Here is a 22,580-nt window from a genome sequence, read left to right as displayed (position 1 = left end):
AAGCGCGGGGATCGGTCGTTACGCGTGCTGATACTCGACATACTTGTCGATCGTCACCACATCGAACGCTTCGCCGGCGTTGCGGGTGGCGAGGGCGGTGTGGAGCGCGCGGGCGGTGTCCAGGGAAGTCAGACAGGGGATCGAGTGCTCGACGGAGGCGCGCCGGATGAGGGAGGCTTCCTTTTCGATCTTTTTGTCTTTGGAGATCGTGTTGATCAGCAAAGCGACTTCTCGGCTGCGGATCAGGTCGATCAGGTTGGGGGAGCCTTCGCTGATCTTGAGCGCGGAGGTGACTTCCAGGCCGTTTTCGCTCAGGAAGCGCGCGGTGCCGGAGGTGGCGATCAGGCGGAAGCCCAGCGCGGCGAAGTCCCGAATGATCGGCAGACCCTCGGCTTTGTCCTGGTCGGCGAGGGTGACCAGCAGCGCGGTTTCGTTGGGCTTGAGCGGAACGTCGATCCCGCTGGCGACCATGGCTTTGTAGAGCGCGCGTGAGAAGTCCGTGTCGATTCCCAGGATCTCACCGGTGGATTTCATCTCGGGTCCGAGATTGATATCCACGCCGGTCAGTTTGGAGAAGGAGAAGACCGGCGCTTTGACGGCGATGTTCGGCTGGTTCGGATGCAGACCGTTCTTGTAACCCTGATCGGCGAGACTTCGGCCCAGCGACGCCCACATCGCGGCCCTGACCATTGGGATGCCGGTGATCTTGCTGAGATAGGGGACGGTGCGCGAGGCGCGCGGGTTGACCTCGATCACGTACGCCTGATCGTTTTCGATGACGAACTGGATGTTCATCAGGCCGACGACATTCAAGGCTTCGGAAAGGCGAGTGGCGTACTCCACCATCTGATCGATCGTGCTTTGCTTGATCGTCTGCGGCGGGTACACGGCCATCGAGTCGCCGCTGTGGACGCCGGCGCGCTCGATGTGCTCCATAATGCCGGGCAGGATGCAGCCGCCCTGGCCGTCGGCGATCACGTCGACTTCGGCTTCCTTGCCGGTGATGTAGCGGTCGACGAGGATGGGAGCGCCTTCGGAGATATCGGCGGCGTTCTTCATATAGCGGCGCAGATCGGGCTCGTCGTAGACGATCTCCATCGCGCGTCCGCCCAGAACGTAGGATGGGCGCACCAGAACCGGATAGCCGATCTCGTTCGCCACTTCGACGGCGGCTTCGGTGGACATCACGGCGCGGCCGGCGGGCTTGGGAATATTGAGACGGCTCAGTAGCTCTTCAAAACGGTTGCGGTCCTCGGCGAGGTCGATGCTGTCGCAGGAGGATCCGAGGATCGGGATTCCGGCGTCGGTCAGCGGCTTCGCGAGATTGATGGCCGTCTGTCCGCCGAATTGACAGACGACACCCTCGATCGGCGACTCGCGATCGATGATGTGCAGCACATCCTCGATCGTCAATGGCTCGAAGTACAGTCGGTCCGAAGTATCGAAGTCGGTGGAAACTGTTTCGGGGTTGTTGTTGATGATGATGGCTTCGTAACCGGCCTCGCGCAGGGCGCGCACGGCGTGCACGCTGGCGTAGTCGAATTCGATGCCCTGTCCAATGCGGATCGGTCCGCTGCCAAGCACAATGGCTTTCTTCTTAATTATCCCACTCATTGCCCGATATTATACCCCAAACGCCGGGCAGGACCGATGCCCGGCGTCAGAGATTCTGTCCCACTTGCTGAACTGTCTCCGCTTCCGGGGGCGCCGGGCGGATCTGCACTCTCAGATTGCCTTCTAAATGCTCGATTCGTCGCTCCAAACGATGCATCGTGTTGTCCAAGGAAAGGTCATATTGAGAGCCGTTGTCACGGATGCTGGCGATTTCCGCACGCAGATCGTCAATAACTTTGGCGATATCGGCGTCACCGTTTTGTTTCAAGCGAAGTCTGAGCTCCAGCTTGCGCTCGTCGGCCCTCAAGATGATACGGACGATAGCGATCGAGGAAAATCCGAGGATTCCAAAGATCGGAATCAACATCGCCAGTATATCAGGAGTCATAGGATACGTCCCCAAAGGTGTTGTTGGGCGCGAGAGGAATGGCCTCATTCCTCTCGCGCCAGTGTTATTTTTGCTCGCGAACGACGATGTCGCCGGAGATCGCCTGCAGCCGGATGCTGCCGGCGCCCTCGCCGAGCTTGCCGGCGATGCGGCGGTCTCCGTCGCCGCTTTGCTCTTGCAGCGTCAGATCGCTGTGCAGCGAGCCTGTCGCGGTCGTCAGCTCGATCCGCGTGTCCGAGTTGTTCCAGACGGTCAAAGACAGGTCGCCGCTGACGGTTGTGCCGGCGAGCGATCCGGTGCTGGGACCGGAGAAGGCCACGCTGGCGTCGCCGCTCACGGTGCTCAGCGCCACCGCGTAGCTGTTGACGGTGTGGGCGTCGATATCGCCGCTGACGGTTTTCAGGGTCAGGGCGCCTCCGGCGTCGCTGACCGCGACGTCGCCGCTGACGGATTCGGCGTGGATCTGTCCGGCGCGCAGCGCCGTCACCACGACATCGCCGCTCTGGGACTTGCCCGTCACCTGCGTGCTTACCGAGCCGCCTTCCATCTTGATGTCGCCGCTGGCCGATTCCGCCAGCAGCGACGCCATCAGGTTGACGCCGGTGATCGCGATCACTCCGCTATGGCTGCGCGCCTCGACTTCTTTGGAGCCGTGCAGCCCTTCCAGCCGCACGTCGCCGCTGGCGGTTTCCACGATCAGGCGGCCGCCGTCGGTGCTCCAGCCCTGAAGGCTGACGCGGCCGCTTTGTGTCCGCACTCCCGCATCGCCAGGGACTCCGGTATGCGGCGACCGTCCGGAAACGGAGCCGCTGGCGGACCGGAAGCTGACGGCGGCGGAGACGCCCTCCACTTCAATCGACCCGTAGGTCGTTTCGACGCCGAGCGGCTTCGTGGCGGGCAGATGAACTTCCAGGTCGATCGCAACACGGTCCATGGCGTCGGAGGGCGCGACCACCGTAACTTTGTATCGACCTCCTTCGATGCGGCTGGTCACGAAGACCTGCTGCATCAGGACGCGCGCGTCGGCGTCGCTGGCCGCCCATACCGTCTTGGTTGCGGTCACGCGCACGGCGCCGCCATCGGACTCGCCCCACGCTTTGACATCGCCGAAGGGGTTGTTGATATCCACCGCGTCCGCAATGAGATCCGGGACGGGAATCTCCTGGCGCTCCGAAACCTGGGGCAGACCTTCGCGGTTGCGGGGGCGGCCCGAGCCGCGGCTGTTATCCACAAACGCGCCGAGACCGTTCTGGTCGATCGCGTGCCGGCTTTCGCGGGCCACCCGCCGCGCTTCCCGGGCGGCGTCGCGCGCCGCCGTCTTCGCGGTGCGCACGGCGTCAGCCTTCAGCGAGTTCAGTCCGCGCATCGCTTCGTCCACGACTTTGCTCAGATCCAGGTCGGGGCGGGGCAGATGATCGAGCATCTTGCCGGCGAATATCGCGGCCTGCCCGGCGGCCCGGGCCGCCTGTCCCGCGATCTGCTTGCCGTGCAGTTCGCCAAGCTTGCCCTGCAGCTCGCCCAAACGATGCTGAATGTCGGAAAGCGAAGGTCCCGCCGGCGGCGGAGGAGGGGGCGGAGCGGCGGGCGGCGGGGGAGGGGGCGGCGGAGGCGCTTCGGCGGCTGGGCGCACCACGCGCAGGAGGGAGTCGGCTTGATCGGCCGTGATCTTCCCTTCGCGCAGCATATTGAGAATCAAAAGGCTTTCTTCACTCATGGTATGTTCCTTTGCGATGAGCGGACGTTTACGAGATATCTTTGAGCGCCAGCAGCGCCGCGTCGGCGTCCAGCTCTCCCGAATTCACCGCCTGTAAAATCTCTTTCCGGCGCGTCGCTGGATCTTTGGTCTCAGCAGCCGGCGGCGCCGATGCGCCGTCATCCAAGCGCAGCGCGTTCACCAGCGCGTCCAGGCGCCCCTTGACCGTTGGGTACGAGATCCCGAGGGCCGCTTCGACATCCTTGATCACGCCTCGGCAGCGCAAAAACGTCTCCAAAAAATGCGTCTGGTCCTGTGACAGACGGTCGTAACGGCTGGGCGTAAAGTGGCCGCGCACCTGCACGTCGCAGTTCACGCAGCTCACTTCGGTAATCTCCACCTCGCCCTGACAGACGGGGCAGGCATTGATGGTAAGGCTCACGTCGGCGTTCCTCCGAGCTGAGTATAGCACAATAATATTGATAAAGTTAATATTGATATTGATTTTGTTAATATTTTTACGCAATTGCGCCAAACGGTGAAATTATTTTCATCAAGTATTTGTTCCAGTTTTAAATTAACCCTGAACCACGGGTATAAACCCACGTCTGGTAAGGGGGACACCGACCGGCAAAGCGTCCGCCGGGAACTCTGGCGAGCTCGCTTGCGATAGTAGAACGAGCAAAACGCCATGCGCTGAGCACGAAAGAACACTTCCTTGGAAATGATAGATAGTTCAAACGATAGCCCTGCTCCAAAGCGGCTTCGGATCTCCGAAGCCGCGCCGGACGCCGAAGCAAAGACAGCGACCGTGGGAGCGCGGGCCGCGTCTTCTCGATTGGTCTCGCTGGACGCCTTTCGGGGTCTGACGATCTTTGGGATGCTGCTTGTCAATAATATCGCCCTGGACACCGCGACGCCGAAACAGCTGACACACGCCGATTGGAATCAGGGCGTGCAGTTCGCCGATCTGGTTTTTCCGTGGTTCTTGCTGATCGTCGGAGTCGCGATCCCGTTCGCGGACGCGTCTTCGCGCGCCAAGGGATGGTCGTGGTGGGCGCGCGCCGGAAAAATCCTGCGGCGCACGATCGCGCTGGTCCTGCTGGGCTGCTTGATCGACTCCAGCATCGCCCATCAGCCCATTCTCGATCTGGGCGTGCTGCAAATCATCGGCCTGGCGTATTTGCTGGCGGCCCTTGCTTATTCGCTGCCGCTGATCGGGCGCGCGCTGCTCGTGGCCGTGCTGCTGGGCGGGCATGGCGCATTCCTGCAATTCGCGCCGGTTCCAGGATGCGGGCCGGGAATCCAGGCCCAGACCTGCAACGTCGTCGACTATATCAACCAGCACTCGCTTCAGCAGTTTCATTTGAGCGGCCTCTTGTCGGCGATCCCGACGGCCGCGCTCGCGCTCATCGGCGCCGGGATTGGCGATTTGCTGAGGCGCGACCGGCTCACTCCCGCGCGAAAAGTGGTCTGGCTGATCGGCTGTGGAGTGGCGCTCGCCGCCATGGGCTGGCTGTGGGGCTACTGGCTGCCGATGAACAAGGCCGTCTGGTCCGGCTCCTATATCCTGTATACCGGCGGTCTCGGGGTGGTAACGCTGGCGTTCTTTTATGCGCTGCTGGATGCGCGGGGCTGGAGCCGGATCGCGCTGCCGCTCACGGTGCTGGGCGCGAACGCTATCACGGCGTATGTGGCGCCGATCCTCTTTAAAGTCTACATCCTGCAAAGCTGGATGTGGACGCTCGCCGATGGGACGCGCGTTCCGCTGCAGCAGGCGATGCTCCATTCGGCGGTCGCTGAGCTGGGACCGGTGGGCGGCGGCGTCGCCTACACGGCGGGCTACATCGCCGTCTGCTGGCTGGTCCTGACCTATCTCTATCGCCGGGGTGTGTTTCTTCGCGTGTGAGGGCGCGGGTGGAGCGATGCGTCTCCTCGCCAAGAAAGGCGTCGCCTTCCATTGACGCTCCTCGCGAGCGTCCGCTATAATAGGCTATGCGCCTCACCCCTCGCCTGGCTGTGCTCGCGGCTATCGGAGCCGTTCCGATGCTGTTCGTTTATTTTGCGCCCTGGCTGCTCGCCGTGGTGCTGGCGTACGATGCGCTGCTGGCGGCCGCCGCCATCGCCGACTTTCTGACGTCGCCGCGTCCCGAGACGTTTCTCAGCGTGGAGCGGCGCGTGGATGAGAAGCTTTCGCTTGGCCTGCGCCAGCCGGTCGTCGTGGAGTTGCGCAGCCGTGGAAACCGCGCGGTTGAGGTCATTGCGCGCGATGAGCCGCCGGACCGATTCACGCTGGAGGGCCAGACGCAGCAAAACGTCGTCGTCCCTCCCGGCAACATTCCCGCACAGTTCTCCTACTATGTCCAGGCGCATGCGAAGGGCGATTACGTCTTTGGCGATGTCTTTGTCCAGTACCTGGGCGCGCTGGGCCTCGTGGCGCGGATGTCGCGGCTGCCGGCGCCGCAGAGCGTCAAAGTCTATCCCAATATGCTGGAGATGGCGAAGTACGAGATGCTCGCGCGCCGTGGGCGGTTGATGCAACTGGGGATCCGATCGGCCAAAGTGCGCGGCGGCGGCTCGGAGTTCGAAAGCCTGCGCGAGTATGTCACGGGCGATGAATATAAGAAGATCGACTGGAGCGCGACGGCGCGGCGCGGCAAGCTGATCTCCCGGCAATACGAAGCCGAGCGCAGCCAGAATGTCGTGCTGCTTCTGGATACCGGGCGAACGATGCTCCAGCCGATTCAGAAGATGGCGAAGCTGGACTTCGTCGTCAATACGGCGCTGATGCTGGCCTATGTCGCTGTTTCGTCGGACGACAAAGTGGGCTTGATGGCGTTTGACGCCGAAGTGCGCACGTTTTTGCCGCCGGCCAAGAGCAACGCCCAGGTCTATCAGATCATGGAGCGCCTTTACAATCTGGAGGCGCGTCTGGTCGAGACGGATTATCAGGCGGCCTTTCAGGAACTGGCGACACGCTGGCGCCGGCGTTCACTGATCGTCTTATTCTCGGACCTCGTCGATCCCGATTCTTCGTCGCAGATCCTCAACGCAGTTTCGATTTTGGAGGAGCGGCATCGCGTGGTGTGCGTCACCGTAAGCGACCCCAACATCATCGCAGCGGCCGCCGCCGTGCCCGAAGAATCGCATCAGGTCTACACCAAGGCCGTCGCGACTCAGGTGCTGCACGAGCGCCGTCAGGCGATCCAGGCGCTCAAACGCCGCGGCGTCTGGACTGTGGACAGCACGCCGGAGAACTTGAGCGCCGATTTGATCAATCGCTATTTGGAGTTAAAAGCCAAATCGTTGATTTAGTTTCGCCGCCTCAGTTCAGTAATGACAGTCAAAAGATCGGCCCGCAAACGAAAGTTTGCGGGCCGATCTTTGTGAGTGGTTGCCCGCGGTTAAGGCAAGACGGGACCAGTGATGGCGCTGTGCAGCGTGTTCCAGTTTGTGTAGACCGGCTGGAACGATGTCCATTTGGTCGCGCTGTCCGAAACACGGTAGCTCCATGCAATCGCTCCGGCGTAACCCTTCGTCTCGATCGAGTTCAGATACCAGTTCGCGCTCTGCACGTTTGTATCGGTCAGACCGTAAGAGGAATCCGCCGTCGGAAACTCGCCCACAATGCAGGGTTTATCCAGGGCCTGCGACGCATAGGTCGGCAGTCCGCTCCCCGCGCCGTTGCTGAAGTCCATCCAGGGATAGTAGTGGATCTGGTAGAAGTCCAGTCCAAGGCTCTTCCACGTGCTCACATAATAGGGCGTCGCGCTCCCAACGGTGGCGAGGCTGCCGCTGCCGCCATACGTATGGACATACGTCGCGCACTGCTTCACGAACGCCTTGACCGATGTCGAGGAAAGATTGGATCCTCCCCAGTAGCCGGACATCTGCGCCTCCGGCTCGTTCACCAGATCGTATCCGGCCACCTCGGCGCGGTAAGAGCCGGCGGCGATATGCTGGAGCAGCGGCTTGAGCGCCTTATCCAGATAGGATTTCTGCACCGTCGAGCTTGTCACCAGCGCCGCATGGCCGCCCGTTTGCAGGCCGCTGCTGTTGGACGCCGCCGCCCAGATCGAGCTGTCGATCAGCGTGAACAGAATCGCCACATGGTTTGCCGCCGCGATTTGCAGGGCGTGATCGATATCCGAGAGAACGTAAGAGTCGAGCCCCGTGACGGCGCCCGTGCTGCTGAACTCCGGCGAGTATCGCCCGTCTCCGAACACCCACCAGCGGACGACATGGACGCCGTTGGCGTGCATGGCGCCGAAATCCGCCGAAACTGCGCTCCAGTCGGTGAACTTTCCCCATGCGCCGGTTCCAAAGTCCGTGCTGTAGTTGTACCAGGCGTAATCGGCTCCGAGCCAGTAGGAGCTCTTGCCGTTCAAAGTGATGACGCCGCTATTGGCGACAACGGCAGCGGCAGGCGCGGCCGTGAGGGGCGCGGCGATGGAGTCCTGGGCGGAAATATCGGGCGAATCGGAGAAGCTCTGCGCGCGAACGCCGAACGCGCTTGCGCACAACATCACTGTACTCAATAGCAACGATCGCAAAAAGTACCTGCGGTCATACTGTTTCGTCATGATTGGTCCTTACTGGTGGCGAGAAAGTTGAGTGAGAACTTAAGGCCGCGAAAATCGCGTCTCAGTTGCGGGGCATAAGCAAGGAGACATTGTAATCCGGAATTGCTGGATTGTGAACTCCTGCATACATATAGAACAGCGGCGAATCTGGAGAGGTTCCCAGGTTCCACAATTTTAAATAGAATTATGGAACCCGGATTATTGTGGGTTTCGTGGTTTTTACCGGGCGATCGATCCGTGAGAGCCGGCCGTTTTTCGCCGTGGGCTGCCGTAGATATAGAAGATCAGAAGCGCGAACTGGAAGAACGCCATGCCGAACTTGGCCCAGTGGGGCAGGGAAGAGTGGGAGATGTTGCCTTCGATGATGCCGGCGAGAATGAAAAGCGGAATCGTGCCCACCATCATCTTCGCGCCGTCTCGTCCGGCGATGACCAGGGCGTCTTTTCGGCTATAACGGCCTGGCGCGATCAGCGCCCAGCCGATACATAGGCCGGCGCCGCCGCAGATAAAGATCGCCGAAAGCTCCGCGATCCCGTGCGGCAGAATGCCGGCCCACATGGAGGTAAGATGGCCGGTCGGCTGGACGACCGCGATCAAGGCGCCCATCGTCTCGCCGTTTTGAAGCAGCAGGTAGATCGGCAGAAGCAGGGTGATGCCGGTTGCGAAGGTGATAATGCCGACCTTGGTGTTGTTCGTCATCAGCATGGATGAGAACTGGAACCCTTCGCCGGCGGAGATATCGCCATGGTCCGCGAATCCCTGCTTCCAGGCGTCGAACGAGTCGCGGAACTGTTCCGGAAGGAACAGCGCGAGGTAACTTTCACTTTTGTGGACGAGCGCGTAGGCAAGATAGGCCCCAATGACGCTCAGGGCGATGGCGACAAGCGTAAAAGCCATGCGGCGGCGCAGGACTTCGGGCAGTCCGATGCGAAGAAACTGTATGATGCGTCGCCAGCCGCCCGTTTCCTCGGAATAGATGACGCCATGCGCATTGCCGACCAGTTCGTTCAGGTACAATACGAGATTAGGATTGGCGTTCTGCTGGCGGACATACGCAAGGTCCGCAGCCGCTCGGCGATAGAGCGATCCGAGCGCCGGAAGCTCTTCTTTGGAAAGGCGGCGCAGGCCGCCGTTCTTGGTGCGCTCCACGATTGAGGAGAGCCGCTCCCAGTTCGCGCGCTTCTTGTTGATGAAAGCTCGTTCGTCGATTGCCATGATGGCGAAATTATACCGCAGAGGCTCCTGTCATGTCACGTGAAATACTCGTCGTCACCCCCGAAAACATCGAAATCGAATATGAGCTTGCCGGAATCGGCTCTCGGTTCTTCGCGAATCTGATCGACACCATCTGGCAGATCGGGATTTTGCTGATCATGCTGATTATTTTCGGCATTCTGGAAGCCGTGCTCGGGTTTATCTCAAACGCCGTGGCGCGTCAGCTGCTCCAGACGCTCCAGCAGGTGGCGACCGGTCTTGGCCTGATCGCGGTATTCGTGGTTTTTTGGGGATACTTCATTTATTACGAGACGGTGTGGAACGGGCAGACGCCGGGCAAGCGTCAGGTTGGTCTGCGCGTCCTGCGGGACGGCGGCTATCCGATCAACATCTTTGCCGCGATCGTGCGCAATCTGCTGCGTGTCGTGGACGGCATCCCTGTGGTCATTGTCGGCATTTTGTTCGCCGGCGCGGCCGCCAATAAACCGCAGATCGCGGCGATCGGCGCGGGTTCGTTGATCCTGACTCTTTGCTTCCTTCTCTTTTCGGGCAAGTACCAGCGCCTGGGCGATTTTATCGCGGGGACGATGGTCGTCAAGCAGCGCGCGCCGCGTGTCCCGACTTTGGAGGCGCTGGCGCCGCCGCCGCGCGTGCTGCCCGAGCATCTGGCCGCCTACGCCCTGGCGGATGTCGGCAAGCACGTTTATGAGATGACCGTGCCCGAATACCGGGCGGTGCGCCATGCGATCGACCGGCGCTGGCAGCTGCCCGCGCCGATGCAGCAGACCTCCGCGATGTATCTCGCGGTGCCGCTGATGCGCCGGCTGGGGATCACGCCGCCGCCGGGCGTTACCTATATCAATTACGCCGATCTGCTGGAATACCTCGCCGTTGCCTTTGAGCAGTACCGTGGGGTAAAGTAGCCTCGATTCCGCGGCTGTGGCGCCGGGGACAAAGTCTCGGAACTATTGCGTGTTTTCGATCGATATGTACTATTACACATCGAATCCTACAAGACAGGACGTAAGGCATAATGACGAAATCGACCGCGCTGATCCCCTTCGCTCTTTTGAGCTACGTACTGTTTCCTCATCTTTCCGCCCAGGCGCAGAAAAAGGTCGCCCCGACAGCGGCGGCTACCACTGAGACAAACCGGGCGGAGGGCAAGCCCACGGTGCTCAACGGTATCCGTGAGACGACCCTGCCCAACGGCCTGACGATCCTGACCAAGGAAGTCCATGCGGCTCCGGTCGTCTACTTCTCGGTTTTCTATCACGTGGGCTCCATCAACGAACAGGTCGGTCAGACGGGCATGAGCCACCTGATGGAGCATATGATGTTCAAGGGCACCAAGTCGCGCGGCCCCGGCGTCATCAGCTCCACGCTCCAGACCAACGGCGCCGACTTCAACGCCTCCACGGCGTTCGACCGGACCGAGTACCATGAGACACTCGCGTCGGACCGTCTGGAAACGGCGATGCAGATCGAATCGGACCGCATGGTCAACTCGCTCTACGATGAGAAGCAGCACCAGAAAGAAATGACGGTCGTTCGGTCGGAGTATGAGGCCGGCGAAAACGATCCGGGCCGAGCGCTGTCCAAGGCGGTGCGGCTGTCGGCGTATCAGGTGCATCCGTACCGGTGGGAGACGATTGGGTTTCGGTCGGACATCGAGAACTTCACGCGCGACGAGATGTACGCGTATTACAAGAACTACTACACCCCTAATAATGCGACCGTGGTGATCGTCGGCGACATCGACACCGCGAAGGCGATTGCGATGGTGACCAAGTACTTTGGATCGATCCCCTCGCACCCGGTCGCCGAGCACTTCATCACCCCGGAGCCGGCGCAGGAGGGCGAGCGGCGCGTCACGATCTCCCGCGCGGGAACGACGCCTCAGGTGCTGATCGCCTACCACGTTCCCGGCGTGATGAACCCGGACCGCTACGCCACCGACGTTTTGGAGACGGTGCTGAGCGGCGGCCGCACATCGCGCTTCTTCCAGGACCTCGTGCAGACGGGCCTGACATCGGGCGCCGACGCCTACGATTACGGCCTGCGTGACCCCGACCTCCTGATGTTCGCCGCCTCCGCGCAGCCCGGCCATACGAACCCTGAAATGGAAAAGGCGCTGCTGGACGAACTGGAAAAGCTGAAAGCGACGCCGATCACCGACGAAGAACTGACTCGCGCGGTCAATCAGGCGGAAGCGGGATATGTCTTCGGTAAGGAGTCGGTCTCCGCGCAGGGCAGCCGCCTGGGCGAGGACGCCATGAAGGGCGATTGGCGCTACGGTGAGTACTATCTGCAAAACCTGCGCAAGGTGACCAAGGCGGACGTGCAGCGTGTCGCCCAAAAGTATCTGGTCGAGCGCAACCGCACCGTCGGTTACTTCGAGCCGATCCGCACGCCCGGCGCTCCGGTTGCCCCGGGCGGCGGCAGTCTGGGCGCGTCTCCGACAACCGGGGCGGTCGCTCCGAAGCTCGCCAAGCTCAATCTTGGCGACTTTCATATGTCGCGGCCTATCGCGGCTCGTCCGGCGTCCCTCCTCGCGGCCAGCGCCAAGGGCGCGCTGCCGACAAAAGTGGTGCTGGACAATGGGATTACGGTGGTCGTGCAGGAAAATCACGCGACGCCGACCGTTTCCATCGGCGGCGCGCTGATGAGCGCCGGATCGGTCTTCGATCCGCAGGATAAGCGCGGTCTGGCCGACTTCACCGCATCGCAGCTTTCGCGCGGCACGCAGTCCCGTTCGCTCCTCGATATCGCCAAACTTCTCGAAGGCGGCGGGTCCAGCGTGGAGATCGGCGGGGGCGATGAGTATGCGTCGCTGGGCGCGCACGGTCTGTCCAAGAACTTCGATATGCTGCTGGACGTGCTTTCCGACGAGCTTCGCCACCCGGCGTTCCCGGCGGACGAGCTGGAAAAGGCGCGCGCGCAGTCGCTGGCCGGAATTGAAGAAGCGCGAGACGATACCGGCGCCCTCGCCGACATCGCCTTCCACAACTCGCTCTATCCAAAAAGCCATCCTTACAGCTCGCCCACACTTGACGAGCAGGCGTCTGTGCTCAAAGGACTAACGCGCGATGACCTGCTCGGCTTTTACAACGCCCATTACGCTCCCGACAAGCTGATCCTGACGATTGTCGGCGATGTCGATACGCAGACGGCTGTCACTCAGGTCAAGAAGTACTTCGGCGACTGGGCCAAGAAGGGCGATCTGTCCGACGTCAAGATCCCGACCGTCGCAGCCACCGATGGGGCGATCAAGACGATTGTCATCCCCATCGCCGACAAAGCCCAGGTCGATGTGCGTTACGGCTTCCCCGGCGGCCTGCGCCGCAGCGATCCGGACTTCTATACGTCGATCGTGTTGGATACGATCCTCGGCGGCGGCACCGGCCTCGCCTCGCGTCTCGCCCTGAGCGTCCGCGACCACATGGGCCTCGTCTACGGCATCTACGCCTCCGACGACGCCAGCCTGGGCGAGGGACCGTTCGTCGTGGAGTTCGGCAGCAATCCCGCCAATGTCGATAAGGCGACGGCGGAGACGATGCGCCAGATCCAGCTTCTGCGCGACAAAGGCGTGACTCAGGACGAAGTCGCGAAGACCGTCTCCTACCTGACCGGCTCCTACGCCGTCACGCTCTCCACCAACGCCGCCGTCGGCCATCAGCTGCTCGCGGCGCAGATCTACGGTCTGGGCTTGGATTACATCCAGAAGCGCAACAGCTACTACAAAGCGGTCACAGTGGAGAAAGTGAACGCCGCCGCGAAGAAATACCTGCGGCCCGGGACCGGCTCACTGGTGATTTCGGGGACATACACGGGCAAGTACGCGAGCGCGAAGTAGAACGCTGTAATCCTTATTCCCCCGGCGCTAAAGCGCCGGGGGAATAGGGACTATCCCTCACACCTCCAGCCCCACATTGACGCCTCCCTCCGTCTTCTTGTATAATATACGCCAATGCGAGTTTTAATCACCGGCGCGGGTGGGATGTTGGGTACGGACGCGCGCGCGTTTTTCGCGCGGCATGGGCATCAGGTCATTGCGACCGATCAGCGGCCCTTGGAGGGCAGCGGCAGTGAGCCGCTGAACATCAAGGATTACGCCTCGGTGCGCGCCGTGATGCAGGAGCATCGGCCGGATCTGGTGTTTCATGGCGCGGCGATGACCAATGTCGATGGCTGTGAGCGCGATCCGGACGCGGCGTTTGCGGCGAATGCGCTGGGGAGCTGGTGCGTGGCGACGGCGGCCCAAGAAGTCGGCGCCATTCTGGTGGCGATCTCCACGGATTTTGTGTTCGATGGGACGAAGGACGGGCCGTACACCGAGTTCGATGCGCCGAATCCGCTGAGCCACTATGGGGCTTCCAAGCTCGCGGGGGAGCGGATGGCGATGCAGTCGTGCGCGCGCACTTATATTTTGCGCACTTCGTGGCTATATGGGACACATGGACGCAACTTTCCATACACCATTATGGAGCGGGCCAGAACCCAGGGTGAACTGTTCGTCGTCGCCGATCAATTTGGCGCGCCGACCTTCACGCGCGATCTGCTGGCGACGGCGTATCAGATCATGCAAACGCCGCTTTACGGCGTTTACCATGTCTGCAACGCGGGACGGACGAGCTGGCATGGATTTGCGAGCGAGATTTTGCGCATGGCGGGGATGCCCGACGTTCCCGTCCACGCGCTGACCTCCGAAGAGTGCGCCGTGAAGTTCGGCACGCCGACGCGCCGTCCGAAGAACAGCGTCCTGCGGCGCTATGCACTCGAATTGCAGCACAAAGATGTGATCCGTCCGTGGGAGGACGCCCTGGGCGAATTCCTCGCGGCGGCGAACGCACACGACAAGACTTAAGACAAGCCAGGAACACTTATGACTGAACCCGAGAAGAAGCCCGACTACAGCCAGACGCTGAATGTCCCCAAGCCCGATGTCAAGAACCCCGACGGCGTCGACACCAACCCCCTGAGCATTCCCCTGCGCGCCAACCTCGCCAAGCGCGAGCCGGCCATTCTGGATTTCTGGAAGACCCAGCGCGTCTACGACGAATCGCTCAAGCCGACGACTTCGCTCGGGACGTTCATTCTGCACGACGGCCCGCCCTTCTCGAACGGCAATATCCATATCGGCCACGCCTTCAATAAGATCCTGAAAGACGTGATCATGAAGTTCCGGTCGATGCAGGGGTACGCCACCCCCTACATCCCGGGCTGGGACAACAATGGCCTGCCGATTGAAGTCCTGGTCGCCAAGGAGTTTCGGGAGAAGAACTACGTTCCGACGCCGCTGGAGATCCGCAATCGCTGCCGCGAAGTCGCGACCGAGTGGGTGGGGAAGCAGTCCGAGCAGTTCCAGCGCCTCGGCATCCGGGGCGACTGGGCGCGTCCTTATCTGACCATGACGCCGCAGATGGCGGCGAAGCAGCTGGAAGTCTTCGCGGAGATGGTCGAAAAGGGCTACATCTATCGCGGCCTCAAGCCCGTCTACTGGTCGCTGGTGGATGAGACGGCGCTCGCAGAGGCGGAGATCGAATACAAGGATGTCAAGGATCCGTCGATCTACGTTCGCTTCGGCCTGCGCGCCGACCCCGATGGGATCTTTGGCGCGGACGCCGACGCCACGAAGTGCTACACCGTGATCTGGACGACGACGCCGTGGACAATCCCCGCGAATGTCGCCGTCGCCGCCGGCCCGGATATCGAGTACGCCGTGATTGAGCATGAGGATCGGCGCTATCTCGTCGCGTCCGATCGCCTCGGCGCCACGGTGGCCGCCGCGAACTTCACCGGCTGGCAAGTCTTGAGCACGCATAAAGGCTCGGACCTGAAGAACTTGATGTTCGAGCACCCGCTGTTCGACCGCGCCGCGCCGCTGGTGCTGGCGGATTATGTCACGACCGGAGATGGCACGGGCGTCGTCCACACTGCGCCCGGACACGGTAAGGACGACTTCCTGACGGGACAGAAGTACAATCTGCCCGTACTGCAAATCTTAACCGGCGACGGCTACTTCAATGAGGATGCGGGCGCGCCGTTTACCGGCCTGCGCAAAAAAGAAGGGTCGCAGCTCGTTCTGGATCGGCTTTCCGAAACCGGATCGCTATTGGCGTTAGAAGAGATCCTGCACTCTTATCCACATGGCTGGCGCTCGAAGGATCCGCTGGTCTTCCGCGCGACCGTCCAGTGGTTCATGAACATCGACCACAACGGGCACCGGGAAAAGTGCCTGAAGGCGATCGAAGGCGTGAAGTGGTATCCAAAGGAATCCATCGACCGGATGAAGCCCATGGTGTCGGGACGCCCCGACTGGTGTATCTCGCGCCAGCGTTCGTGGGGCGTAGGTATCCCCGTCTTCTACGCGCAGCCGTCGGGGACGCCGCTGCTGGCGAAAGAAAGCATTCTCGCCGTCCGCGATTTAGTCGCCGAGCACGGCACGGACGCCTGGTTCGAGCGGGACGCCAAAGACATTCTTCCGGCGGGATTCAAGCATCCAGAGACCGGCGAGACCGAGTTTACGAAGGAAACGGATATCTTCGATGTCTGGTTTGATTCTGGCGCGACCAACCAGACGGTTCTGGGACAGTGGCCCGAACTTTCGTATCCCGCCGACGTTTATCTGGAAGGCGGCGATCAGCATCGCGGCTGGTTTAACTCATCGCTGATGATCGGCATGGCCGTCACCGGTAAGGCGCCGTTCAAGCAGGTCGTCACCAATGGCTGGACGCTGGACGAGAGCGGACGCAAGATGTCCAAGTCGGCGATGAACGGCGTCGCGCCAAGCACCGTCTGCGACAAGTACGGCGCCGATGTCCTGCGCCTCTGGGTAAGCTCCACGGACTACTTCGGCGATGTCCGCGTCGGCGAAAAGATCCTGGATCAAGTCTCGACGACGTATCGCACTCTGCGCGGCGCGCTGCGCTTCGCGCTGAGCAACCTTTACGTACACTCCGCAGATGACTTCGATCCGGCGCTGCACGCCGTTCCGTACGCCGACCTGCCGGAAATCGACCGCTGGGCGCTGCATCGATTGAACGAAGTCGTGCGCTCGTCCGTTCAGGCTTATGAAGCGTATGAGTTCCAGAAGGTGATTCAGAACGTGCTGGGACTTTGTACGGCGGACTTTTCGGCGTTTTACTTTGACGTGATTAAGGATAGACTGTACTCGTACGGCGCCAACTCTCCGGAGCGGCGGTCGGCGCAGACGACACTCTTTGAGATCGCGTCGGCGCTGACGCGTCTGCTTTCGCCGATCCTGTCCTTCACGGCGGAAGAAGTCTGGCAAAAGCTGCGCATGCCCAGCAAACCTGTCTCCGTGCAGCTGGCGGCGCTTCCCTCGGACCGCGCGGAGTTCCGAGCGCCCGAGCTTGCCGCCCGCTGGAGCCAGCTGCTCTCGGTGCGCGATGAAGTCAACAAGACGCTTGAAGGCGTCAAGAAGCGGCTGGAGCTGGCGCTGACAATCACGATCGACGCGGAGACGTTTGAAGCGCTGCGTCCGTATACTAATCAGCTTCCCGCGCTGCTGCTCGTTTCGGAAGTGACGCTGCGGCAGGGAACGGCGCCGGGCGTCCACGTCATCAACAACGGCGCCGCGCCGGGCGCCAAGTGCGCTCGCTGCTGGGTCGCCGTCAAAGAGGGCGGGGAAGATCCGGCGTCGGTTTGCGCCAGCGGCTGCGTGCGCGCATGGCGGGCTCAGACAATTACGGACGGCGATATCGTCGCGCGCCGGCTCGCTTAACACACAAAGGGACGCCCAACATGAATGAGACACAGCTCGCGAATTTCAAGACTCTTCTCCTGGATGAGAAGAAACGCATTGAGGACGAACGGGCTTCCTATGAGGCGGATACGCGCGGCGGCTCCATCACCGATGAGTCCGGCGAGCTTTCGGACTCGGACGGCAACGATCCGGGCGACGAAGCGTCGCAGCTTTTCGATCGTGACCGCGATGTCGCCGCCGTGGAGAACTCGGACCGGCTCTTGGCCAAAATCGACCGCGCCCTGGCGAAGATCGAAGAGGGGACCTATGGCAAGTCTGATGTCGATGGAACACCGATCCCGATCGAGCGTCTGAAAGCGCTGCCCTACGCCGTGACGACGATCGAGCAAGAAGAGGCGCTTTGAACCGTCCCGCTATCTTTCTGCTGGCGGCCGCCATCGTGGCGGCCGACCAGTGGGCCAAGCAGATCGTGCTGCATGGGTTTTCCGTCGGCGAAAGCCGGACAGTAATCCATGGCCTGCTGGACCTGACATTCGTCCGCAACACCGGCGGCGCGTTCGGCATTCTGCCTCAGGGCACGCAGGCGCTTTCCGTCGCCGCGGTCGCCGCCGCCGCCGCGATTGTTTACTATCTCGCGCGCTCCAAGCCCCCGTATCCCGCGCGTCTTGCCCTTGGGCTTGCCCTGCCGCTTGGCGGTTCGCTCGGCAACCTGATCGATCGTGTCCGGCTGCGTTATGTCGTCGATTATCTCGATGTTTATGTCGGTTCGCACCATTGGCCGGTCTTCAATATCGCCGACGCCGCGATCTGCACGGGCGTCGCGCTGTTAGCGTGGCGTTTCTGGACGATGCCCAGCGCCGCGCCCGACCAGCCCGCGACCGTGAAAGAAAAGTAAATCCATGCATCCAATCCTGTTTCGTATTGGTGCGTATCCCGTCCATACGTTCGGCGTCATGATGATGCTGGCGTTCGCCGTCGGCCTTTGGCGCGCTCACTCCGCCGCGAAGCGTCAAAAAGGCGAGCCGGGCGACGTCCCGCCGGAAGCTATTCTGGACGCCGGCACGTGGATGATCCTCGCCGGCATTCTTGGCGCGCGCTTGATGTTCATCATCGTCGATTGGTCGACGTACCGCAGTAATATCCTTTCGAGTTTTCGGCTCTGGGAGGGCGGTCTTTCGTTCCATGGCGCGCTCTTTGGCGGCCTGCTGGCTTTGATTATCTTCTGCCGTCTCCGGCATATCTCCCTCCTCAAGATCACGGATTTGATGGCGCCGTCCGTGATGCTGAGCTATGCGATCGGGCGCATCGGCTGCTTCTTCAATGGATGCTGCTACGGCGCGCCGACAAATTTGCCCTGGGGCGTCCGCTTCGATGACGATGGTCATTGGACTGTGCCTTCACATCCCACGCAGATGTACTCCACCCTTCTCAGTTTGTGTTTCTTTGGAATTCTTGTGTGGCTGGAGCGGCGCAAGGCGTTTGACGGACAGCTGTTATGCTGGTATATTATCCTTGGCGCCACGGAACGTTTTGTCATGGAGATCTGGCGCGGCGGAGTCACTTCGACCGTTGTCGCGCTGGGATTGACCGACGTGCAGTTCTTATGCCTCTCGATGATGGCTCTCGCCGCGATTGGCCTCGTCGTGCTTCGCCGCGCCGGACGCCTTTCGTCCACTGGAAACACCGCCGCGCTTGAGGTCGCGGGTCATTAATGGAAAGTCTTCTTATCTCGCCCGAAGAATCCAACGTTCGCCTGGATGTGTTCCTCGCCGACCGTCTGCCGCACTTTTCGCGCGCGCGCATTCAGAAGCTGATCGCCATGCACTCCGTGCAGATCAACGGGGAGCCGGCGAAGTCGAACTATCGCACGCGCATGGGCGACGAGATCACGATCGACGTTCCCGCCGCGCGTCCGCTGGAGAACGCCGAGCCCGAAAACATTCCGCTCGATATCGTCTATGAAGACGACGATCTGATCGTTGTGAATAAGCAAAAGGGACTGGTCGTGCATCCCGCGCCCGGCGCGGAGACCGGCACCCTGGTGAACGCGCTCCTCGCGCACTGCAAGGATCTCTCCGGGATCGGCGGCACGCAGCGTCCGGGGATCGTGCATCGCCTGGACAAAGATACGTCGGGACTGCTCGTCGTCGCCAAGAACGACCTGGCGCACGAGAGTCTTTCCAAGCAGATTCAGGCGCGCACCGCCGTACGAAAGTACAACGCGCTGCTTTGGGGACGTCTGCCCTTCAAGCACGCCGTGATCGACGCTCCCATCACACGCCACCCTGTGGACCGCAAGCGGATGACCGTCTATGAAGAGGGCGGCATGGTCGGCCCGGCGTCGCAGACCAGTCTGCCCAAGGCCGTGCGCCAGGCCGTGACGGAAGTGCGCCTGCTTGAGCATCTCGTCGAGTTCTCGTGGATTGAGGCGATTTTGCAGACGGGACGCACGCACCAAATTCGCGTGCATTCCGCGTTCGCGGGCTACCCGGTCGTCGGCGACTCCACCTATGGCGGCCTGCGGAAAGTCTCCGCCGACCTGCTGCGCGGCGCGCCGCTGCAAACGCTCAACGCATCGCTCGCCGGACTGCACGGCCAGGCGCTGCACGCGCATTTCCTCAGCTTCGATCATCCTCGCACAAAGCGCCGCCATCAGTTCCACGCGCCGCTGCCTGATGAGATCGCCGAGCTTCTGGATCTTCTGCGTCGCCTGGACGAAGCGTTCGAGTTTTAATCTTCCTCCAAGAATGCGAACGCCCGCCGGCAATGCCGGCGGGCGTTTTCGTGTCTGAAAGATGCGTTTAGCGGGCGCCGTTTGCGAGCTTGATCTGTTCGGCCTGGATGACCTGCAGCTTCTGGAAGAGTTTCTGCTGCGCGGGCGTCATGATCGCCATAACTTTCCCCTCGTAACCTTTTTCCAGCGCGTCCATCTGGGCTTTCTTCGCTTCCGGAGCGCTTGTTTTATCGTCGTAGATCTTCTTCGCCTGCGCTCCCGTATCGTTCTTGATCGTGAGCAGCTGCTTCTTCTGGTCCGCGGTCATGGAGTCATTGATCTGCTTGCCGATCTTCTGGCTCTCGATCATGCGTGTCTGGAAGATCGCGCGCTTTTTGGCGTCGTCCGCCTGCGCTTTTGCGCGGGCCGCGAGGAATACTTTGCGCTGAGACGGGGTTAGGATCGCCAGCATGTCGGCTTCGTAAGCCGTTTTCAGCTTGAGGAACTTCGCCTGCTTCTGCGCCGGCGTCAGCGGGCTGGTGTTCAGCGCCTGCAAGTCCGCCTGCATCTTCGCGCGGCGGGCGTCCGCCTTCGCCTTTTGCGCGCTATCGAGCTGCGGTCCGGCGTTGGACTGCTGAATGATCGGCGGCGGCGTGGCGGCGTGTGTGGCCGCGGGGGCGCCGGTGGTGGCGGCCATCAGCGCGGCAGCGCCGAGGACTGAAAACAAGTGGTGACGTCGTAGTATCAAAATCCCTTTTCCTTCCCGGATGGTCGGTTTCTAGTGTACCCAATAAACAAAAAAACGCAGTCGCATGGCGATAACGCCAAGCGGCTGCGTGTTGGACGACGTTGGGCGATTAGATGTTCGCGCTGGTGACGGCGCCCTGGGGAATGGCCGCTTTGGCGACTTGCGGGATCAGGCGCAGCAGGCGCTCGCCCGCGAGCTGCTCTTCGCCCAGGATCGTGTCCGCGAGCTGCGCGGTCTCATGATCGCCGATGGCGTCCGCGAACGTTTTGAGCGACGTGTACATGCCGATCTCAAAATGCTCCAGCGAATACGCCTTGATCAGATCTTGAGTCTGCTTATCTTCGTTGTTGTGGAAAGCGTTGAGCAGGTTGCTGCCCTTGCCGATGATTGTGTTGACCAGGCTCTTGCCTTCGGCTTTGTCGCCGCCCAGCGCCAGGATTCGGGCCTTCAGGCGATCCGCCTGCGACTGCGAAACGGCGATATGCTCGTTGATGGCGGTCTTGAGGTCCGAGTCGGTCGCTTCCGCAGCGATATCCTTCAAAGAAGCGATGCCTCCGTCTTCGGCGGCGTGCGCATCGTTTAAGTAGCGGAGCAGCTGCCCCTTCACATCTTCAGCCATGATCGATTTTCCTTCTAAGCTCATTGAAGAGACTGTAAGCCGTACGCCGCATGAATGCTGACGTCTGAGGCTATATTCCCCGGACAAAATCGAGTTATGGCAGGCAAGCGGAGTTTTTTACGTTTTGGGGTAACTTCGGCCCTTCCAAAGGTTGCCGGTCTTGGAGTAACTCTGCCGGATGGAGTTGAGGGCGATGCCGATGACGCACAGCCAGCCGAGCGGCAGGAGAGGCGCCGCCCAGGCCGGGGCGCTTAGGAACCGCGCGCTGAGCGCGAGGCGGACGCCGGCCGTCAGCAGGTACGCCGCCAGCGCCGCCGCCGCCCAGGGCTTGTGATGCGTCCACCCCCACACCGCCAGGGGCGCGGGTAAGACGAGGGCGCAGAAGAGATAGGCGAGCACGGTGGCGAGCAGCGGCAAATCCCGGGAAAACGCGGGGAAGATATTTTTGGAGAAGCCCGCCCAGATCTCCGCCAGGCCGTGATACATCCGTACGGCGTATGTCCGAGATCCGTCGCCATACCAGAGCGTTTTTCCCCGGCGCTTGACGTGCTGGGAAAATTTGATGTCTTCAGCGAGCTGGCGGCGGACCGCGCGGTGGCCGTCGACTTCAAAGTATGTGTCCCGGCGCAGAAAGATAAAGGCGCCGTTGGCGGCGGCGAACCATGGGAACGGCGTGATGCGGATCAGCGGCCCCGGAAGGAAGGCGAAGACGATGAAGTACTGGAGCGGGATGATCATCTGCTCCCAGAAGCCCTGGCACTGGAGATCGGGCGTCATGGACACGACGTCGGCTTGGTGCTCTTGCCTCGCTCCCAGGGCCAGCAGAAGGGCGTCAGGCGCGAATGTGCAGTCGGCGTCGGTCATCAGCAGATACTCGCCATTGGCGGCGTTGGCGAGCTGCCAGCAGGCGTGCGGCTTACCGTACCAGCCTTCGGGCATCTCCGCGCCGACCAGAACGTGCAGACGATGATCTTGATCCCGCAGTCGGCAAAGGATCTCGTAAGTGCTGTCCGTGGAGCGGTCGTCGAGGACGATCACCTCGAAGTTCGGATAGTTCATCGCCAGCAGCGAGCGAACGCAGGCTTCGATCGTCGTTTCTTCGTTGCGGGCGGGGACGAGGACGGACACCATCGGCAGATCACTGTCGGCGACGCCAACCAGCGCGCGTGGCTTGCGAAAAAAGAGAAAGTTTAGCGCCGCTGTCCCGGTCATCGCCAGACAGCCGAGAAGCACGGCGCAGTGATAGATCATTGCAGGGGACATCTGCGAACGATTATA

18 protein-coding genes and 1 pseudogene are annotated in these 22,580 nt (G+C 61.5%); 10 read left to right on the top strand and 9 right to left on the bottom strand.

Going from position 1 to position 22,580, the window contains the following annotated elements; genetic code table 11:
• Positions 1-18: 18 nt before the first annotated feature.
• The 4 genes and pseudogenes from carB to D5261_RS24890 form a co-directional block, all read right to left on the bottom strand.
• Positions 19-1,599 (bottom strand): annotated as a pseudogene (carB, locus tag D5261_RS24905) (carbamoyl-phosphate synthase large subunit); the annotation flags it as partial.
• 61 nt (positions 1,600-1,660) lie between these two features.
• Positions 1,661-2,002 carry a hypothetical protein gene (locus D5261_RS24900; RefSeq protein ID WP_125205781.1) on the bottom strand — a complete coding sequence of 114 codons (342 nt, stop codon included), beginning with the start codon at positions 2,000-2,002 and terminating at the stop codon, positions 1,661-1,663.
• 64 nt (positions 2,003-2,066) lie between these two features.
• Positions 2,067-3,716, bottom strand: a complete 1,650-nt coding sequence (locus tag D5261_RS24895; RefSeq protein ID WP_165863907.1) for a DUF4097 family beta strand repeat-containing protein — start codon at positions 3,714-3,716, stop codon at positions 2,067-2,069.
• Positions 3,717-3,744: 28 nt separating this feature from the next.
• The gene (locus D5261_RS24890) at positions 3,745-4,137 is read right to left on the bottom strand and encodes a DUF2089 domain-containing protein (protein ID WP_165863908.1); all 393 of its coding nucleotides are present in this window, start codon (positions 4,135-4,137) and stop codon (positions 3,745-3,747) included.
• Between the two features lie 282 nt (positions 4,138-4,419).
• Here D5261_RS24890 and D5261_RS24885 point away from each other — a divergent pair, with 282 nt between their 5' ends.
• Complete coding sequence (locus D5261_RS24885; protein ID WP_119319435.1) at positions 4,420-5,604, top strand: acyltransferase family protein; 1,185 nt, start codon at positions 4,420-4,422, stop codon at positions 5,602-5,604.
• A gap of 137 nt (positions 5,605-5,741) precedes the next feature.
• Positions 5,742-7,010, top strand: a complete 1,269-nt coding sequence (locus tag D5261_RS24880) for a DUF58 domain-containing protein (RefSeq protein ID WP_119319436.1) — start codon at positions 5,742-5,744, stop codon at positions 7,008-7,010.
• Positions 7,011-7,099: 89 nt separating this feature from the next.
• Here the strand turns inward: D5261_RS24880 and D5261_RS24875 are convergent, their stop codons facing one another.
• Together D5261_RS24875 and D5261_RS24870 are read right to left on the bottom strand one after the other, a co-directional pair.
• Positions 7,100-8,221 carry a glycoside hydrolase family 5 protein gene (locus D5261_RS24875; RefSeq protein ID WP_119319437.1) on the bottom strand — a complete coding sequence of 374 codons (1,122 nt, stop codon included), beginning with the start codon at positions 8,219-8,221 and terminating at the stop codon, positions 7,100-7,102.
• Between the two features lie 276 nt (positions 8,222-8,497).
• Entirely contained in the window at positions 8,498-9,493 is a 996-nt protein-coding gene (locus tag D5261_RS24870) for a stage II sporulation protein M (RefSeq protein ID WP_119319438.1), read from the bottom strand.
• Positions 9,494-9,525: 32 nt separating this feature from the next.
• On the opposite strand from D5261_RS24870, the gene D5261_RS24865 reads away from it, so the two are divergent.
• The 8 genes from D5261_RS24865 (at position 9,526) to D5261_RS24830 (ending at position 19,956) form a co-directional block, all read left to right on the top strand.
• Positions 9,526-10,416 (top strand): RDD family protein, encoded by an 891-nt coding sequence (locus D5261_RS24865; protein ID WP_119319439.1) that lies wholly within the window; start codon positions 9,526-9,528, stop codon positions 10,414-10,416.
• A 110-nt stretch (positions 10,417-10,526) separates the two neighbouring features.
• Entirely contained in the window at positions 10,527-13,349 is a 2,823-nt protein-coding gene (locus tag D5261_RS24860; RefSeq protein WP_119319440.1) for a M16 family metallopeptidase, read from the top strand.
• Between the two features lie 114 nt (positions 13,350-13,463).
• Entirely contained in the window at positions 13,464-14,360 is an 897-nt protein-coding gene (rfbD, locus tag D5261_RS24855; RefSeq protein ID WP_119319441.1) for a dTDP-4-dehydrorhamnose reductase, read from the top strand.
• Positions 14,361-14,378: 18 nt separating this feature from the next.
• Complete coding sequence (gene ileS, locus D5261_RS24850; RefSeq protein WP_119319442.1) at positions 14,379-17,240, top strand: isoleucine--tRNA ligase; 2,862 nt, start codon at positions 14,379-14,381, stop codon at positions 17,238-17,240.
• A gap of 20 nt (positions 17,241-17,260) precedes the next feature.
• Positions 17,261-17,626 (top strand): TraR/DksA family transcriptional regulator, encoded by a 366-nt coding sequence (locus D5261_RS24845; protein WP_119319443.1) that lies wholly within the window; start codon positions 17,261-17,263, stop codon positions 17,624-17,626.
• Positions 17,623-18,117: a signal peptidase II gene (gene lspA, locus D5261_RS24840; RefSeq protein ID WP_119319444.1), complete on the top strand. Its 495-nt coding sequence runs from the start codon at positions 17,623-17,625 to the stop codon at positions 18,115-18,117. The genes D5261_RS24845 and lspA overlap by 4 nt, the downstream gene beginning before the upstream one ends.
• A gap of 4 nt (positions 18,118-18,121) precedes the next feature.
• Positions 18,122-18,934 carry a prolipoprotein diacylglyceryl transferase gene (lgt, locus tag D5261_RS24835; RefSeq protein WP_119319445.1) on the top strand — a complete coding sequence of 271 codons (813 nt, stop codon included), beginning with the start codon at positions 18,122-18,124 and terminating at the stop codon, positions 18,932-18,934.
• Positions 18,934-19,956: an RluA family pseudouridine synthase gene (locus D5261_RS24830; protein WP_119319446.1), complete on the top strand. Its 1,023-nt coding sequence runs from the start codon at positions 18,934-18,936 to the stop codon at positions 19,954-19,956. Before lgt ends, D5261_RS24830 begins: the two co-directional genes overlap by 1 nt.
• 67 nt (positions 19,957-20,023) lie before the next feature.
• Here the strand turns inward: D5261_RS24830 and D5261_RS24825 are convergent, their stop codons facing one another.
• From D5261_RS24825 to D5261_RS24815, 3 genes are all read right to left on the bottom strand, one after another.
• Entirely contained in the window at positions 20,024-20,683 is a 660-nt protein-coding gene (locus D5261_RS24825; RefSeq protein ID WP_125205782.1) for a hypothetical protein, read from the bottom strand.
• A 109-nt stretch (positions 20,684-20,792) separates the two neighbouring features.
• Positions 20,793-21,302, bottom strand: a complete 510-nt coding sequence (locus tag D5261_RS24820; RefSeq protein WP_165863909.1) for a YciE/YciF ferroxidase family protein — start codon at positions 21,300-21,302, stop codon at positions 20,793-20,795.
• A gap of 117 nt (positions 21,303-21,419) precedes the next feature.
• Positions 21,420-22,553 (bottom strand): glycosyltransferase family 2 protein, encoded by a 1,134-nt coding sequence (locus tag D5261_RS24815; RefSeq protein WP_165863910.1) that lies wholly within the window; start codon positions 22,551-22,553, stop codon positions 21,420-21,422.
• Between the last annotated feature and the right edge of the window lie 27 nt (positions 22,554-22,580).

The sequence above is a fragment of the Capsulimonas corticalis genome, from assembly GCF_003574315.2.
Taxonomy (GTDB): domain Bacteria; phylum Armatimonadota; class Armatimonadia; order Armatimonadales; family Capsulimonadaceae; genus Capsulimonas; species Capsulimonas corticalis.
Note: the sequence above shows the minus strand (reverse complement) of the source record. Positions and strands in the feature narration are given on the sequence as shown.

Excerpts from the sequence above, each read along its gene's own strand:
- D5261_RS24900 (WP_125205781.1), bottom strand. The coding sequence starts at position 2,002 with ATGACTCCTGATATACTGGCGATGTTGATTCCGATCTTTGGAATCCTC.
- D5261_RS24895 (WP_165863907.1), bottom strand. The coding sequence starts at position 3,716 with ATGAGTGAAGAAAGCCTTTTGATTCTCAATATGCTGCGCGAAGGGAAG.
- D5261_RS24885 (WP_119319435.1), top strand. The coding sequence starts at position 4,420 with ATGATAGATAGTTCAAACGATAGCCCTGCTCCAAAGCGGCTTCGGATC.
- D5261_RS24880 (WP_119319436.1), top strand. The coding sequence starts at position 5,742 with ATGCTGTTCGTTTATTTTGCGCCCTGGCTGCTCGCCGTGGTGCTGGCG.
- D5261_RS24875 (WP_119319437.1), bottom strand. The coding sequence starts at position 8,221 with ATGTTGTGCGCAAGCGCGTTCGGCGTTCGCGCGCAGAGCTTCTCCGAT.
- D5261_RS24870 (WP_119319438.1), bottom strand. The coding sequence starts at position 9,493 with ATGGCAATCGACGAACGAGCTTTCATCAACAAGAAGCGCGCGAACTGG.
- D5261_RS24865 (WP_119319439.1), top strand. The coding sequence starts at position 9,526 with ATGTCACGTGAAATACTCGTCGTCACCCCCGAAAACATCGAAATCGAA.
- D5261_RS24860 (WP_119319440.1), top strand. The coding sequence starts at position 10,527 with ATGACGAAATCGACCGCGCTGATCCCCTTCGCTCTTTTGAGCTACGTA.
- rfbD (WP_119319441.1), top strand. The coding sequence starts at position 13,464 with ATGCGAGTTTTAATCACCGGCGCGGGTGGGATGTTGGGTACGGACGCG.
- ileS (WP_119319442.1), top strand. The coding sequence starts at position 14,379 with ATGACTGAACCCGAGAAGAAGCCCGACTACAGCCAGACGCTGAATGTC.
- D5261_RS24845 (WP_119319443.1), top strand. The coding sequence starts at position 17,261 with ATGAATGAGACACAGCTCGCGAATTTCAAGACTCTTCTCCTGGATGAG.
- lgt (WP_119319445.1), top strand. The coding sequence starts at position 18,122 with ATGCATCCAATCCTGTTTCGTATTGGTGCGTATCCCGTCCATACGTTC.
- D5261_RS24830 (WP_119319446.1), top strand. The coding sequence starts at position 18,934 with ATGGAAAGTCTTCTTATCTCGCCCGAAGAATCCAACGTTCGCCTGGAT.
- D5261_RS24820 (WP_165863909.1), bottom strand. The coding sequence starts at position 21,302 with ATGGCTGAAGATGTGAAGGGGCAGCTGCTCCGCTACTTAAACGATGCG.
- D5261_RS24815 (WP_165863910.1), bottom strand. The coding sequence starts at position 22,553 with ATGATCTATCACTGCGCCGTGCTTCTCGGCTGTCTGGCGATGACCGGG.